Raw genomic sequence first — 15,837 nt, 5'->3', positions numbered from 1 at the left:
ACAAGAGGCTCAAGTCGAATAGAACTGTGATTGACACGGTCGTCAATCAGTCGGTGGTCATCGCAGACCGCTGAGAAGGAGCATTCATGTCCGGTACTGCCACAGACTCCGCACCTGCCTCATGGGACGATGCCGCCGCAGAGCTCGCGAGCCTGCGAACACTCTGGCCGAAGGAAGTTCCGCACCAGGCACCTGACCCCGCAGCCGGGCCCGGACTCGCCGAGACTCTCTCCCACTGGGCAGCGACCCGCCCCGATTCCACCGCTATGAGCTACTACGGGTGGACCTCGTCGTGGGCGCAGCTCGAACGTGATGTCGCCTCGACCGCCGGGTGGCTGGCCGGTCGCGGAGTCCGCAAGGGCTCGCGGGTCGGCGTCTTCATGGGCAACTGCCCGCAGTTCGTGCAGGCGTTTCTGGCGATCGCGTGGCTCGGGGCGGTCTACGTCCCCGTCAATCCGATGTACCGCACCGAGGAGCTGCGGCATCAGCTCGCCGACTCCGGCGCCTCCCACCTCATCGCCCATCCTCAGTCGCGCAGCCTCGTCGAGGCCGCCCTATCACAGATCGACGACACCATCGATGTCACGTGGACCGATCCGGCTGCGGTCTTCGCCGCACCGACGTCGAATGCCGTGTCCGACGATGCATCCAAGCCGGCGGTCACCTCCTCGGAGGACCTGCCCCATCCGGTCCCCGCGCCCGAGGAAGCGGGGGACTGGGAGCGCGTGCTCGCCTCGGAGCCGCTGGAATCGGTCCCCGCCGATCCCGACCGGCTCGCCTCCCTCAACTACACCGGTGGGACCACCGGCCTGCCGAAGGGCTGCGAACACACCCTTGGCCACCTCGCGTACACAGCGGTCTCCGCGATGGCCGGACTCGCCACCGCCCCGGGCCGCGACCGGACCGTGTGCCTGGGCTTCCTCCCGATGTTCTGGGTCGCTGGTGAGAACTTCGGCCTCCTGCTGCCGATCTACGCGGGCGGGGAAGTCGCCATCATGGCCAGGTGGCACCCGCAGGCCGCACTGCGCACCATTGCCGACCGCGGCGTCACCCAGATCGTGTCCCCGGCCGACGGATACGTCGAACTCATCGACCTGCTCAAGACCGACGAATTCGTCGACACCGACCTGTCCTCCCTCGAGGTCTGCCAAGCCGTGTCCTTCGTGCGCAAACTCGACACCGAACTGCGAAGCCAGTGGCGAGAGGCGACCGGCACCATTCTGCGTGAAGCCTCGTACGGAATGACCGAAACGCACACCTCTGACTCGTTCACCCTCGGCCTGCAGGGCGGCGACCGAGACCTCCAAGCCGAACCCGTCTATTGCGGCTTCCCGGTGCCCGGCACCGACATCGTCATCGTCGACATCGATCTCAACCCGGTTCCTGTCGGCGAGATCGGCGAGATCCTCGTGCGCTCGCCCTCGGTGACCACCGGTTATTGGAAGAACGCGAAAGCCACCGCGGACACCCTCATCGACGGGTGGCTGCGCACCGGTGACACCGGCCGCTTCGACGATCAGGGAGCGCTGACCTACCTCGCCCGCACCAAGGAGATGATCAAGGTCAACGGCATGAGCGTCTTCCCCGCCGAGGTGGAATCCCTGCTGCGCTCCCACCCCGGCATCGACACGGTCGCCGTCGCCCCGCGCGATGACGTCGACCGCGGACAGGTCCCGGTGGCCTTCATCACGACCACCGAAGGCGCCGACGTCGATAGAGGCTCCCTGACCGCCTGGGCGAAAGAGAACATGGCCGTGTACAAAATCCCCGAGTTCGTCATCGTCGACGGCATGCCGATGACCGCGACCGGAAAGATCCGCAAGACCGTCCTCCTCGAGGAGCTGTTGGAGGGCGATCAGTGAGCGCGCGTTCCCTCCCGGAGTCTCCTGCGGTCCTCATCGCCAATCGTGGTGAGATCGCCTGCCGGATCATCCGCACGGCCAAGGCTCGCGGGCTGCGGACCATCGCGGTGAGATCGCAGAGCGAGGAGAGCCTCGGCGTTGCCGCGGGGCTGCACCTGCGCTTCGCCGACGAGGTCGTCACCCTGCCCGGCGCGGGCGCTTCGGCCTATCTCGAACCTGATGCGATCATCGCGGCGGCGACGTCCGCGCAGGCGACGTTCGTCCACCCCGGGTACGGGTTCCTCTCCGAGTCATCGCGGCTCGCACGGGTCTGCGCCGAGGCGGGGCTGACCTGGATCGGTCCCGATCCCCAAGCGCTTGAGCTCTTCGGTGACAAACGTGCGACACGGCTGCGCGCGGACGAGCTCGGCATCCCGACCCCGCCTGCGACCGAGCTGCTCGAGCTCACCGATGAGACCGCCTCCGCTGCCGCGCTCGAGAGCGCGCGCTCGTTGCTGACCGCCAACCCCGCCGGCATCGCCGTCAAGGCCTTGGCCGGAGGCGGCGGACGCGGGATCCGCATCGTCACCGATCAGGCTGAGCTCGGGCCGGCACTGCGGGCGTGCTCGGCCGAGGCAGCCGCGGGCTTCGGTGATGACCGCATCTTCGCCGAGGCGCTAGTGACCGGACCCCGGCACATCGAAGTCCAGGTCATCGGCACTGCCGAAGGCATCGCGGTCCTCGGCGATCGCGATTGCTCGATCCAGCGCCGCCGGCAGAAGCTCATCGAAATCGCCCCCGCGCCCGGTCTGTCGGACGAGATGCGCGTTCGCCTGCATGCCGATGCCGCCCGACTGACCGAGTCGGTAGGGTATTCGTCGCTGGCGACCGTCGAATTCCTCGTCACACAGGATGACTACTACCTCCTCGAGGTCAATCCGCGGGTCCAGGTCGAACACACCGTCACCGAGGCGGTCACCGGCCTTGACCTCGTCGCCGCTCAGCTCGACGTCGCCGCTGGTCATGTGCCCGAGGGTATCGGCACCGCGGCGACTGGCGGCACGGCTCCATCTGGGGGCGTCGCGTCGCCTGCCGGTACGGCGATCGAACTGCGCGTCTCGGCCGAAACGATGCTCGACTCCGGCGAACCCGCCCCGAGCACCGGTCGGATCGACGCACTCACCTGGCCGACAGGACCAGGTGTGCGCATCGACACCTGGGTGGCCGCCGGCATCGAGGTGACGGGATCCTTCGACCCACTGCTCGGAAAGATCACCGTCAGCGCCTCGAGCCTCGAGGCGGCAGTGGCCGCCGCATCACAGGCACTCGCCGAGACCACAGTGAACGGAGTGCAGACCAATACGGCGCTGCTGGAGGCCATCATCGAGATCCTCGAACCGGGTGCAGCGACGACCGAGTCATTCGACGACCACGCGGGAGAGCTCGCGCGCCGAGCAGAAGGGATCCGCGCCGACCGTGCTCGTGCCGACGACACTATCGGCGGTGGCGGTGGACAGAGCGGCAGCCCGGCAGCTGATAGCCGAGCGACCGTGGACGAGGGCGACCTCGAACCGGGGGAGTCGCTGCTGCGTGCCACCGTATCGGGCGCCGTCGTGTCCGTTGGTGAGGATCCGCGCGAGTACGTGGTCATCGAGGCGATGAAGATGCACCATCCCGTCGCCGGACCAGCCTCCACGGGAATCAGACACCTCGTCGAGCAAGGAGACCAAGTCACGGCCGGTCAGCCGATCGCCGTGCTCAGCGGATCCGATGACGCCGAGGCCGAGGTGGCTGACACCGTCGAACCGCACCCGGGAGTCGCCGAAGTCCAGGCGCGACATGCCGCCATCAGCGATGAGGCACGTGAATCCGCGGTGGCGAAGATCCGCGCACGCGGACGCCGCACGGCACGCGAGAACATCGCCGACCTCGTCGACGTGGGCAGCTTCGTCGAATACGGGCCGTTGGCGATCGCCGCCCAGACCCGTAGGCGCAGCCTCGAGGACCTCATCGCGAAGACTTCAGGCGACGGACTCATCGGCGGGCCCGCCCGGGTCGACGGCCATGACGTCGTCGTCATCAGCTACGACTACTCAGTGCTCGCCGGAACGCAGGGCACCCGCAACCACGCCAAGACCGACCGGCTCATCCAGTTCGCTGAGACCAAACAGGTGCCGATCATCCTCTTCGCCGAAGGCGGGGGAGGTCGGCCCGGAGACACCGACCGAGGACCGACCTCAGGTCTGCAGGTGCCGACGTTCGCCTCCTTGGCCAGACTGCGGGGGAAGCTGCCGCTCATCGCCGTCGTGTCCGGCCGCAGCTTCGCCGGCAACGCCGCTCTGGCGGGAGTCTGCGATGTCATCCTCGCCACCCCGGAGGCGAACATCGGCATGGGCGGTCCGGCCATGATCGAAAGCGGGGGCCTCGGAAAGTACCGGCCCGAGGACATCGGCCCGGTCCCGGTGCACACGGCCAACGGAGTCATCGACATCGTCGCCGCAGACGAGGCCGACGCCGTCGATCACGCCAAAGAAGTGCTCAGCATCCTGTCTGGCACGACGCCGACCGCCAGGAGTGCGGTTCCCGAGCCGACGGGTAAGAGCGCAACTGACGACGACCGGGCCGAGCGCGTCCGGACCATCGTCCCGGCCGACAGACTGCGGACCTTCGCCATCCGCGACGTCATCGCGGCGATCGCCGACGAGGGGACGTTCACGGAACTGCGCGAGCGGTTCGCGCCCGGCGCCGTCACCGGTTTCATCCGCGTCGACGGCGTGGCCTTCGCCGTCATCGCCAACGACAACCACCACCTCGGCGGGGCTATCGATGTCGATGCTGCACGCTCTTTCACCCAGCATCTGCGGCTGGCTGAGGATCACGGGATCCCGGTGCTCTCGCTCATCGACACCCCCGGCTTCATGGTCGGTCCCGAAGCGGAGCGCGAACCCGGAGTGCGAGCCTTCGGCGACCTCTTCGTCGCCGGCGCAGCGCTGAGCGTGCCGGTAGGGGCCGTGATCATCCGCAAAGGCTACGGCCTGGGAGCGATGGCCATGGCGACCGGCGGATTCGACTCCACCGCATTCACGATCGCCTGGCCCAGCGGCGAGATCGGTCCGATGGGGCTCGAAGGCTCGGTGCGTCTGGGCTACGCGAAGGAGCTCGCGGCCATCGCGGACGAGGACGAACGAGCCTCACGCGAAGAGGAGCTCATCGCGGCCGAATACGAGCAGGGCAAGGCGATGAGTGCGGCGATGATCTTCGACATCGACGACGTCATCGACCCGGCTGTGACGCGAGAGTGGGTACGTACCCTGACCCATCGCTGAGCATTCCACTCCCCGCTTTTCAACTGTACCGTCCAGACGGTACAGTAGTGGGCATGGCGACGACACTGACTCCACAGCTGCGTGCCGGCCGGCGCGAATGGGCCGGACTCGCGGTGCTCATGATCCCCGTGCTGCTGATCTCGATCGACAACACGGTCCTCGGATTCGCGATCCCTGCCATCAGCACCGGCCTGCATCCGACGGGCACGCAGCTGCTGTGGATCGTCGACATCTACGCGCTCATGCTTGCCGGTCTGCTGGTGGCCATGGGCAGCCTCGGTGATCGGGTCGGACGTCGCAAGCTGCTGATCATCGGGTCCGTCGGCTTCGGCGCGGCCTCGCTGCTCGCAGCGTTCTCCACCTCAGCCGAGATGCTCATCCTCGCCCGCGCACTGTTGGGCCTCTTCGGCGCCACCCTCATGCCCTCGACGCTGTCGCTCATCCGCAACATCTTCGATCATGACAAAGATCGCCGCATCGCGATCGCCACCTGGGCCGCGATGTTCTCCGGCGGTGCCGCTCTGGGTCCGATCGTCGGCGGCTTTCTGCTCGAGCACTTCCACTGGAGCTCGGTCTTCTTCATCAACCTGCCGCTCATCGTGCTCTTCATCCCCGCGGCCGCCATCCTGCTGCCCGAATCGCGCGATCCGAACCCCGGCCGCTTCGACCCGCTCTCCATCATCCTGTCGATGCTCGCACTGGCCCCGCTCGTCTTCGCCATCAAACACAGCATGGCCTCTGGCGCCGACCTCCTCTTCTGGTTCACCCTGTCCGTGGCAACCGTCGCCGGTGCCAGCTTCGTCCTCCGCCAGCTCGCCACACCGAACCCGATGCTCGACGTCCGTCTGTTCGCGAACTCCGTGTTCACCTCGGCGGTGGTGTCGAACCTGCTGAGCGTCATGGGGCTGGCCGGGTTCCTCTACTTCGGCACCCAGCTGCTCCAGCTCGTGCTCGGACTCTCTCCGATCGACGCCGCCCTCGTGCTCATCCCGGGACTGATCACCTCGGTCGCGGCCGGCTACCTGGCAGTGCCGCTCATCGCCCGCTTCGAACCTCGCGTCGTCGTGCCCTGTGCGCTCGTGCTCAACGCCATCGGCATGGGCATCATCGCCTTCACCTCCGAACACTCCGTGATGGGAATGCTGCTGGCCTTCCTCATCCTCGGAATCGGACTCGGCACCGCCGAGGTCATCACGAACGACCTCATCCTCGCTGCGGTCCCCGCACATAAGGCCGGAGCCGCCTCGGCGATATCGGAAACCGCGTACGAATTCGGTTCCGTCATGGGAACGACCGTGCTCGGTGGACTCTCGACCTTCATGTACGGATCCGCGCTGCAGTCCGCGATCGGGGACAAAGCGGACAGAGCTCAGTTCGATACGCTCGGCTCCGCGCTCGAATACGCGTCCGGGCTGAGTGGTGCAGCCGGCGAACGAATCACCGAGGCGGCGGTGTCAGCCTTCGACTTCGGCGTGCAGTGGGCCGCCGGTGCGGCCGTCGTCCTCGTCCTCGTGGCCGCCGTGCTCACCAGCTTCGGTCTCAAGGGCGCCGGGCGACTGCTGCCGGGAGCTGCCGCCGGTGCTGACTCCGACCGCTGACTGGGCTGCTCAGCGAGCCCTCGGGCGGCTGGTGGCTGGCCCGACAACCCTCGATCAAGCAGAAGCGCGGATATCGGGACGTAGACGTCTCGATATCCGCGCTTGGGCTTGAACGACGGCTCGGTGGCTGGCGAACCCCGCTTGGGCTTGAGCGACCCCGGGATCAGCCCTGCGACGAGTTCGCCGGGGAGAGCATCTCCTGCGTCGTCTGCTTCTGCCGCCTGCGGGCCAGCACTCGGCCGATGCCGGTGTAGACGAGAGCGGCGATGAGCACGAGGTAGATGACGATCGTGATCGGCGACGACACCAGAGTCGACGCATCACCGCCGGAGGCCAGCAGGGAGTCGCGCAGGTTCGACTCGGCCAGGGGGCCGAGCACCATGCCGATCATCAGCGGAGCCAGTGGCACACCGTAGCGCTTGAGCACGAAGCTCAGCACGCCGATGCCCAGCAGGATGAGCAGCTCAAACGTCGAGGCGGACGTCGCATAGATGCCCAGTCCGCAGAAGACCGCGATGCCGCCGTAGAGGTACGGGTCCGGGATCTTCAGCAGCTTCGCCCACAAAGGAGCGAACGGCAGGTTGATGATGAGCAGCACGATCATCGCAACGAAGAAGCTCGCCAGCAGACCCCACACGAGTTCGGGTGAGCGGTCGAAGAGCAGCGGACCGGGCTGGATGCCGTACTGACGGAACGCCGCGAGCATGATCGCCGCCGTCGCCGAGATCGGCAGCCCCAGAGCCAGCAGGGCTCCCATGGCAATGCCCGTCGTCGCCGATCCGGCCGCCTCGGGGGCGGCGAGACCGCGGATCGCACCCTTGCCGAACTGCGGATCCTTCCGGCGGGAATCGAGCTTGCGCTCCAGACCGTAGGCCATGAACGTCGGCACATCGGCACCGCCGACGGGGATGACGCCGAAGGGCAGACCGATCGCGGTTCCGCGCAGCCATGCCGGCAGCGCCTCGCCGACCTCCTTGCGCGAGAGGAACGGACGACCCGAGGAGTTGATCGTGTTGTCCTTGGTCTGACGGCGGATGCGAGAGGCGATGAAGAACACCTCGCCGAGGGCGAGCACACCCACGGTCACCGTGACCAGGGAGACGCCGTCGAAGAGCTCGGGGACGCCGAGCGTGAACCGCTCCGTGCCCGAGACCGAGTCGATGCCGATGACGGTGATGCCGATGCCCAGCACCAGAGCCGTGAGCCCCTTGAGCACCGAATCGGCGACCACCGAGGAGGTGGCGACGAAGGCGAAGAGCGCGAGGGCGAAGAACTCGGCCGGGCCGAAGCTCGTCGACAGGTCGGCCAGAGCCGGTGCGACGAAGACGACGAGGAAGCAGGAGATGAACCCGCCGATGAACGCGCCGATCGCGGCCGTAGCCAGAGCCTGTGGGGCGCGCCCTGACTTGGCCATCTTGTGGCCTTCGAACGTCGAGGCGATCGCAGAGGCCTGGCCCGGTGTGTTCATGAGGATGGCCATCGTCGAGTCGCCGAAGAGCCCACCGAAGTAGACGCCGGCGAACATGATGAACGCACCCGTGGGATCCAGAGCGAAGGTCATCGGAAGCAGCAGTGCCACGGCCATCGACGACCCGAGGCCCGGCAGCACACCGACGGCGGTGCCGAGGAAGCAGCCGACGAGGACCCACAGCAGGTTCATCGGCGTCAGAGCGTGTGTGAACCCTTCGAAGAGGGACATGAGGGCGTCCATATCAGAAGCCACCTCCCAGAATTCCCGAAGGAAGATTGAGCCCCAGCAGCACCGCGAAGGCGATGTAGACCAGGGACGAGAACGTCAGTGCCAGAGTGAGGTCGAACAGCGGCTTCTTTGAGCCCATCGACCGGGCCACGCACCAGAACAGCAGGGCTGCGGCGATGATCCATCCGGCGAATTCGAGGAGGAGCGCGAACGCCGCGAACCCGCCGGCGCCCCAGGCCAGGGACACGAAGTCACTGTGCGTGCGATGCTTCGCATCTGCTTTGCGCGCCGCGGCCAGAGCTGCTCGATCCTTTTCCGGCTCGTCTTCTTCGTGAGGAGAGAGTCGAGAGGCCGAGACCGCCGACGTGACCGGAGTCGAGAACGCCTTGTCCTCCTCGGCCGCGGCCGGCAGCTCATCGTCGACATCGACGGGTTCGGGATTGCGGATATAGGCGATGACCAGCAGAATCGTCAGCGCGTAGCCGACGAGCATGATGATCGTCGGGAAGAACTGCGGGCCAGGTTTGTCCGCATCCGCAGGCACCTCCATGGTGAGGATGCCGATGAGCAGATAGGTCGAGAACGCCCCCATGATGAGGGGGACGATGAGCCCTGACCGTCCCTGCCACCAGGTGCCCGCGCCGAGGTGGCCCGTCCGCTCCGTCTTCGCCGTCGTCTGTGCGCTCACAGTCCCAACTCCTTCAGCAGCTTCTCCACCCGTGAGGTGTCCTCCTTGATGAACTCCGCGAATTCCTCGCCGGTCTGCCACACGTCGGTCCACTTGTTCCGACCGAGGGCGTCCTTCCATGCGGCGCTGTCGCGGGTCTTCGTCAGCACGTCGAGCAGCTGAGCGGATTCGTCGCCGGTGATGTCCGGCGCTCCGAGCCAGCCGCGCCAGTTCGTCAGCGTGACCTCGTAGCCCTGTTCGGACATGGTCGGCACATCCTCGAAGCCCTTGATCCGCTTCGGGGCGGCGACGCCGATGGCCTTGACGCGTCCGGCATCGATCTGGTCGGAGACCTCGTTGAAACCGCAGGAGGCGAAATCGGTGGTGCCCGAAAGCAGAGTCTGGATGGCTTCACCGCCGCCGGACTTCGGAATGTAGGTGATGTCCGAGGCGGAGATCCCGCCGAGCAGCGCCAGCTGAGCGATGGTCAGATGGTCGACCGAGCCGGCCGAACCGCCCGTCCACACGAATCCCTTCGGATCCTTCTTCCACGCACCGATGACATCGTCGATCGTGTTGTGCGGAGAATCGGCGGCGGCGATGAGTACGTCATAGTCCTCGGCCACTCGGGCGAGCAGAGTCGTGTTGTCGAAGCCGACCGGTGACTTGTTCAGGGCGATTCCGCCGACCATGGCGGTGCCGGTGGCCAGGATCGTGTCCGCCTGACCGTGCATGGTCGAGAATTTGCCGAGCCCGATGGTGCCGCCGGCACCCGGGATGTTGACGACCTGGGCGTTGTTCGCGAGCCGCTCGACGCGCATGGCCTGCTGGGTCTCGCGAGCGAACCCGTCCCAGCCGCCGCCGGCGCCGGCCGGAGCGATGAGGGTGAGATTCGATGACAGGTCACCCTTCGCCGAGGCGGCCTTGACCGAATAGGTCGTCGCCGTTCCGATCGCCGCCAAGGCGATCGCCCCGTAGGCGATGCGACCGAAGGTTCGTCGCGAAGGATGAGAGGATTCCGACACGGAATCTTCGGGAGGTGGCGCCTTTGGCACGGACTTCTCCTTTGAAGGCAGGTGTGATGTGAGACTCACCTTAGAGGTTGCTGAGTGTCAACGGCGTGTTTGTGCTCACTCTGCGCTTTCTGCGCATTGCGCGCGTTGAGTGCATTCTGCTCACCTGGTGGTGTCGAGGGGTGAGGCAGTGACGAGGTGCGGGTGTTCGTGGGACGGCGGATAGGCTGGCGTCATGAGCGAAACTTCCGGCAACGACTCCGCAACCTCGACGACCGCGACTCCGACATCGGCGCCGGTGGCGAAGAAGGTCCCGTTCGAGCGCACTCATCACGGCCACACTTTCATCGACGACTACGAGTGGATGCGTGAGAAGGAATCGCCCGAGGTCATCGCCCACCTCGAAGCGGAGAACGCCTGGACCAGCGCGCAGACCGCTCACCTCGAAGGCCTCCAGAACTCGATCTTCACCGAGATCAAAACGCGCATCAAAGAGACCGACATGTCCGTGCCCAACCGGCGCGGGAACTATTGGTACTTCTCCCGCACGAAGGCCGGACTCGACTACGGCATCAGCGTCCGGATCCCCATCTCGGACCCCGACGACTGGACCCCGCCGGAGGTCGGCGAAGAGCCTCTGCCCGGAGAGGAAGTCGTCTTCGACTCGAACATCGCCGCCGAAGGTCAGGAGTTCTTCTCCCTCGGCTCCTTCTCACTCTCCGACGACGGCAGCCGACTCCTCTACGGCGTCGACACCACCGGCGACGAACGCTACACCCTCCATGTCCGCGACCTCATCACGGGAGACGATCTCGCCGACACGATCGACGGCACCTTCGCCGGAGCCTCGCTCGACCCGAGCGGACGCTATGTCTTCTACACCACCGTTGACGACGCTTGGCGACCGGAGAAAGTGTGGCGCCACGTCGTCGGCACCGACAGCAGCGACGATGTGTGCATCTTCCACGAACCCGATGAGCGCTTCTTCGTCGGATCGGGCTTCTCGCGCTCGGGCCGGATGATGTTCGTCGTCACCGGATCGAAGACGACCACCGGATACTGGAGCATCAGCGCCGACGATCTTGAAGCCGAACCGCAGGAGATCTGGCCCCGGGTCGACGGAGTCGAATACAACGTCGAGCACGCCGTCATCGGCGGTGAAGACCGATTCTTCATCACCCACAATCGCAACCGCGCCGACTTCGACCTCGTCGACGTTCCCGTCGCCGACCCGACCGCACCCGGCCGCGACGTCATCGTCACCGAATCCGGTGCAGGCACTGACGGCGAGCTGCGCATCGACGACCTGCGGATCGAAGACGTCGACGCCTTCGCCGACTTCATCGTGCTCAGCTACCGTCGCGGCGGCTTCGCACGCGTCGGCATCATTCGCTTGGGGGACTCCTCCTCTCCGTTCGCTCCGCTGCAGGAGCTGCTCTTCGGCCGGGAGACCGGGTCACTCTATGTGGGCAACAACCCCGAGTTCGAGCAGGCGAGCATCCGACTGCATTTCACCTCCATGTCCACACCCGCCGTGATCTATTCCCACAGGGTCGCAGACGGCACTGACACGGTTCTCAAGCGTCAGTCAGTTCTCGGATCGGTCGATCTGGACGACTACACCGAAACCCTCCTATGGGCGAAGGCCGCAGACGGCACCGATATCCCGGTCTCGGTCGTATTCCGCAAGGATCTTCACCGATTCGACGGCGGCACTGCCTCGGCGACGGCGGGGACAGGCGACGGTGCGGACGAGATGAACGGCGGGGCTGCCTCGGCGAAGGGAGAGCCGGCACCGCTGCTCCTCTACGGATACGGCTCCTACGAAGCGAGCATGGACCCGTACTTCTCGGTCTCCCGGCTGTCCCTGCTCGACCGCGGCGTCGTCTTCGCCATCGCCCACGTGCGCGGCGGCGGCGAAATGGGCCGACACTGGTACGACCAGGGCAAGACGACGGCGAAGAAGAACACCTTCACCGACTTCATCGATGTCGCCCGCCACCTCATCGACACCGGGTGGACGAGTCCGGATCGGCTCGTCGCCAGCGGCGGATCGGCCGGCGGTCTGCTCATGGGCGCAATTGCGAACATGGCACCCGAGCTCTTCGCCGGAATCAGCGCCGAAGTGCCGTTCGTCGACGCCCTGACCTCGATCCTCATGCCCGAGCTGCCGCTGACCGTCATCGAATGGGAGGAGTGGGGCGACCCGCTCCATGATCCGGAAGTCTACGAGTACATGCGCTCGTACTCTCCCTACGAAAACGTCACCGAGGCGGCCTACCCGCAGATCTTGGCCGTGACCTCGCTCAATGACACGCGAGTCCTCTACGTCGAACCCGCGAAATGGGTCGCCCGACTCCGCGAAGTCGGTGCGAACGCCCTGCTCAAGACCGAAATGCTCGCCGGGCACGGCGGAGCATCGGGGCGCTATGACGCGTGGAAGGAGATCGCGTTCGAGTACGCGTGGATCCTCGATGTGCTGGGACGATCGGATGTCGAAATAGAGCCCTGAGGGGACGGCTGTCGCCGCAGATAACGATACTGGGACGATTGTCTCCAAAACCCGGATTCGGCACCCGGCGTCAGTGCCGGGCCATACAGTGGATATCATCACATTCGACGTGATGCGCGTCATGATCTCAGAACGGTCTGAGTGACGGCGGCGCATCATTCTTCTGCATTGCCGTCGTTTCCTTGCGCGCGAGGAAACGACGGGGTCGAATGCAGAAATCGTGACGGATCCGCACCGGCGGACCGAAATTCCGAAAGGGAGAAGAATGCGTCTCAGGAAAGTGGCCACAGCGATGGTGGCAGTCGGTTCGATTCTTGCGGTTTCGGCCTGCGGAGGCGGCGAAGGCGGTGGCGGTGAGGGCGATTCGTTCTCCATCGGCGTCTCCCAGCTCGTGCAGCACCCGGCACTCGACGCCGCGACCGAAGGCTTCAAGGAGTCATTCGAAGATGCAGGCGTCGACGTCGAATGGGATGTGCAGAACGCCCAGGGAGAACAGGCCAATGCAACCTCGATCGCCCAGCAGTTCGCCAACGACGACCTCGACCTCGTGCTCGCCGTTGCCACCCCGGCCGCTCAGGCCGCAGCCCAGGCGATCACCGACAAGCCCGTGCTCTTCACAGCCGTCACCGACGCCGAAGAGGCCGGCCTCGTCGACAGCAATGACAAGCCCGGCGGCAACGTCACCGGCACTTCCGACCTCAACCCGGTCGAAGAGCAGCTCAAGCTGGTCAAGGACGTCAAGCCCGATGCGAAGACCGTCGGCATCGTCTACAGCTCCGGTGAGGTCAACTCGCAGGTCCAGGTCGATCTCGCGAAGAAGGCCGCCAAGGACCTCGATGTGAAGATCAAGGAAGCGACGATCGCGAACTCGGGCGAGCTCGCTCAGGCCGTGGACTCGCTCGGCAAGGTCGACGCCTACTATGTGCCCACCGACAACAACGTCGTCTCGGCAGTGTCGACCATGGTCCAGGCGGCAGAGAAGAACAAGGCCCTGCTCGTCGGGTCGGAAGCCGGCCAGGTCGAATCCGGTGCGGCGATCACCCGCGGCATCGACTACACGAAGCTCGGCGAACAGACCGGCGAAATGGCTCTGCAGATCCTCCAGGACGGAAAGAAGCCCGCCGAGATGCCCGTCGAGACCAGCTCGAACCTCGAGCTCGTCGTCAACCCGAAGGCCGCCAAGGCCCAGGGTGTCGAGATTCCGAAGAAGCTCGTCGACGAGGCCGACAAAGTCATCGAGTGATCGGCGCCTGTAACACCCTGTGACCAGGTGCGCGGAGTCCTGAATTCTCCCATCGCACCGACGTCACCGGCCCCGAGGCCGTCGGCACTGAAACCGACGGCCTTGGGGCCACCAAGAACCACACACCAGAAATGAACGGAAACCCATGTTCGGAGCATTGGAGCTCGGGCTCATCTACGGCGCGATGGCGCTCGGGGTCTATCTGACCTTCAAGGTCCTCAACTTCCCCGACCTCACCGTGGACGGAAGCTTCACCACGGGCGGTGCCACCGCAGCCTCCCTCATCATCGCCGGGGTCAACCCCTTCCTGGCCACCCTCGCGGCGATCGGCGCCGGACTCATCGCCGGCTACATCACCGGTCTGCTCCACACGAAGGGCGGCATCGACGGACTGCTCGCCGGAATCCTCACCATGATCGGCCTGTGGTCGATCAACCTGCGGATCATGGGGAAGGCGAACCTGCCGCTCCTGCGAGAAGACACCGTATTCACCCCGCTGCGGGAGAACATGCTCATGGGCACCTGGGCATCGATCGCGATCCTGCTTGTGTTCGCCCTCATCCTCAAGTTCGCCATCGACTGGTTCCTCACCACTGATCTCGGGCTGGCCATCCAGGCCACCGGCAACAACAAGGAGATGATCCGCAGCCTCGGCGTCAACACCGACAACTCGACGATGCTCACCCTGGCGCTGTCGAACGGCTTTGTCGCACTCTGCGGCGCACTCGTCGCCCAGTACCAGGGGTTCTCCGATATCAGCATGGGCATCGGCCTCATCCTCGTCGGACTCGCCTCGGTGATCCTCGGTCAGGCAGTGTTCGGCAGCCGTAACATCTTCATGGCCAGCCTCGGTGCACTCCTCGGATCGGTCGTCTACCGACTCATCATCTTCCTCGCCCTGCGTGCGGGCCTGGATACGAACGATATGAAGCTGACGACCGCGCTGCTCGTCGTCATCGCACTGCTGCTGCCAAGGTGGGGCTTCCTCAAACGGATCCCCTCACTGCGCGGACGCGGAAACCGCGCGGTCGCCTCGGTGCCGGCAGGAACGACCGATATGAAAGACCCCGCCGAGATCGCCGACATCCCCGCCGGTGCGACCGGCGCCCGAACCGGGAAGGAGATCTGAGACCCATGCTCAAGATCGACAACATCTCCAAGACCTTCTTCCCAGGCACCGTCAACGAACGCAAGGCGCTCCAAGGGCTCTCGCTCGAACTCGACGAATCCGACTTCGTCACCGTCATCGGCTCCAACGGAGCCGGAAAGTCGACGCTGCTCAACACCATCTCCGGCCGTCTGCCCATCGACTCCGGTTCGATCACCATCGACGGCGCCGAAGTGTCGCGGATGCCCGAGTACAAACGGGCGAGATACCTGGGCCGCGTCTTCCAGGATCCGATGGCCGGCACCGCTCCGGACCTCACGATCGAGCAGAACCTTTCGCTCGCGCTCAAGCGCGGAAACCCGCGTGGGCTGGGGCGGGGGACGACCTCGGAGCGACGCGAGCACTTCAAGGAGGAGCTCGCCACGCTCGAACTCGGTCTCGAGAACCGGCTGAAGACGAAGGTCGGGCTGCTCTCCGGCGGTCAGCGGCAGGCGCTCAGCCTGCTCATGGCCGGATTCACCCAGCCGCGGATCCTCCTGCTTGACGAGCACACCGCCGCCCTCGACCCGCAGCGCGCAGCCCTGGTGTCGGCCCTGACGAAGAAGATCGTCGAGGCCGACGGGCTGACCACGCTCATGGTCACCCACAATATGGAGCAGGCGATCGCGTTGGGCAATCGGCTGATCATGATGCACGAGGGGCGGATCATCTACCAGGCCTCGGCCGAGGAGAAGAAGGATCTGACCGTCGAGGCGCTGCTCGGCGAATTCTCGAAACTCAAGGGAGCGACCCTGGGCGACCGGGCACTGCTGAACTGAACCGCGACTTCG

The 15,837-nt window shown here is 65.7% G+C and carries 10 protein-coding genes; 7 read left to right on the top strand and 3 right to left on the bottom strand.

Annotation, left to right across the window (positions count from 1 at the left end):
* Positions 1 to 86 precede the first annotated feature (86 nt).
* Genes BI49514_RS08620 through BI49514_RS08610 form a run of 3 tightly spaced genes read left to right on the top strand, consistent with a single transcriptional unit; the run spans position 87 to position 6,765 of the window.
* Positions 87 to 1,862 carry an AMP-binding protein gene (locus BI49514_RS08620; protein ID WP_101546110.1) on the top strand — a complete coding sequence of 592 codons (1,776 nt, stop codon included), beginning with the start codon at positions 87 to 89 and terminating at the stop codon, positions 1,860 to 1,862.
* Complete coding sequence (locus tag BI49514_RS08615; RefSeq protein WP_101546109.1) at positions 1,859 to 5,167, top strand: acetyl-CoA carboxylase family protein; 3,309 nt, start codon at positions 1,859 to 1,861, stop codon at positions 5,165 to 5,167. The genes BI49514_RS08620 and BI49514_RS08615 overlap by 4 nt, the downstream gene beginning before the upstream one ends.
* 53 nt (positions 5,168 to 5,220) lie before the next feature.
* On the top strand, positions 5,221 to 6,765 hold the full coding sequence (locus BI49514_RS08610) for an MFS transporter (RefSeq protein ID WP_101546107.1): 1,545 nt from the start codon (positions 5,221 to 5,223) through the stop codon (positions 6,763 to 6,765).
* 163 nt (positions 6,766 to 6,928) lie between these two features.
* Here the strand turns inward: BI49514_RS08610 and BI49514_RS08605 are convergent, their stop codons facing one another.
* From BI49514_RS08605 to BI49514_RS08595, 3 genes are read right to left on the bottom strand one after another with little or no spacing between them, the layout of a single operon-like run.
* Complete coding sequence (locus BI49514_RS08605) at positions 6,929 to 8,476, bottom strand: tripartite tricarboxylate transporter permease (protein WP_101546105.1); 1,548 nt, start codon at positions 8,474 to 8,476, stop codon at positions 6,929 to 6,931.
* A gap of 1 nt (position 8,477) precedes the next feature.
* A complete protein-coding gene (locus BI49514_RS08600; protein ID WP_101546103.1) occupies positions 8,478 to 9,152 on the bottom strand; it encodes a tripartite tricarboxylate transporter TctB family protein in 675 nt (224 codons plus the stop codon).
* A complete protein-coding gene (locus tag BI49514_RS08595; protein WP_101546101.1) occupies positions 9,149 to 10,186 on the bottom strand; it encodes a Bug family tripartite tricarboxylate transporter substrate binding protein in 1,038 nt (345 codons plus the stop codon). Before BI49514_RS08595 ends, BI49514_RS08600 begins: the two co-directional genes overlap by 4 nt.
* Positions 10,187 to 10,379: 193 nt before the next feature.
* Here BI49514_RS08595 and BI49514_RS08590 point away from each other — a divergent pair, with 193 nt between their 5' ends.
* From BI49514_RS08590 to BI49514_RS08575, 4 genes are all read left to right on the top strand, one after another.
* Complete coding sequence (locus BI49514_RS08590) at positions 10,380 to 12,656, top strand: S9 family peptidase (RefSeq protein WP_101546099.1); 2,277 nt, start codon at positions 10,380 to 10,382, stop codon at positions 12,654 to 12,656.
* Between the two features lie 265 nt (positions 12,657 to 12,921).
* A complete protein-coding gene (locus BI49514_RS08585) occupies positions 12,922 to 13,899 on the top strand; it encodes an ABC transporter substrate-binding protein (protein ID WP_101546097.1) in 978 nt (325 codons plus the stop codon).
* Positions 13,900 to 14,044: 145 nt separating this feature from the next.
* Positions 14,045 to 15,028, top strand: coding sequence for an ABC transporter permease (locus BI49514_RS08580; protein ID WP_101546095.1), 984 nt, complete (start codon positions 14,045 to 14,047; stop codon positions 15,026 to 15,028).
* A gap of 5 nt (positions 15,029 to 15,033) precedes the next feature.
* A complete protein-coding gene (locus BI49514_RS08575; protein WP_101546093.1) occupies positions 15,034 to 15,825 on the top strand; it encodes an ABC transporter ATP-binding protein in 792 nt (263 codons plus the stop codon).
* Positions 15,826 to 15,837: the final 12 nt, after the last annotated feature.

Source organism: Brevibacterium iodinum ATCC 49514 (genome assembly GCF_900169265.1).
Lineage (GTDB): Bacteria > Actinomycetota > Actinomycetes > Actinomycetales > Brevibacteriaceae > Brevibacterium > Brevibacterium iodinum.
The sequence above is the reverse complement of the archived record's forward strand: the minus strand, read 5'-3'. Positions and strand labels throughout refer to the sequence as shown.

Excerpts from the sequence above, each read along its gene's own strand:
- BI49514_RS08620 (WP_101546110.1), top strand. The coding sequence starts at position 87 with ATGTCCGGTACTGCCACAGACTCCGCACCTGCCTCATGGGACGATGCC.
- BI49514_RS08575 (WP_101546093.1), top strand. The coding sequence starts at position 15,034 with ATGCTCAAGATCGACAACATCTCCAAGACCTTCTTCCCAGGCACCGTC.
- BI49514_RS08590 (WP_101546099.1), top strand. The coding sequence starts at position 10,380 with ATGAGCGAAACTTCCGGCAACGACTCCGCAACCTCGACGACCGCGACT.
- BI49514_RS08585 (WP_101546097.1), top strand. The coding sequence starts at position 12,922 with ATGCGTCTCAGGAAAGTGGCCACAGCGATGGTGGCAGTCGGTTCGATT.
- BI49514_RS08605 (WP_101546105.1), bottom strand. The coding sequence starts at position 8,476 with ATGGACGCCCTCATGTCCCTCTTCGAAGGGTTCACACACGCTCTGACG.
- BI49514_RS08580 (WP_101546095.1), top strand. The coding sequence starts at position 14,045 with ATGTTCGGAGCATTGGAGCTCGGGCTCATCTACGGCGCGATGGCGCTC.
- BI49514_RS08610 (WP_101546107.1), top strand. The coding sequence starts at position 5,221 with ATGGCGACGACACTGACTCCACAGCTGCGTGCCGGCCGGCGCGAATGG.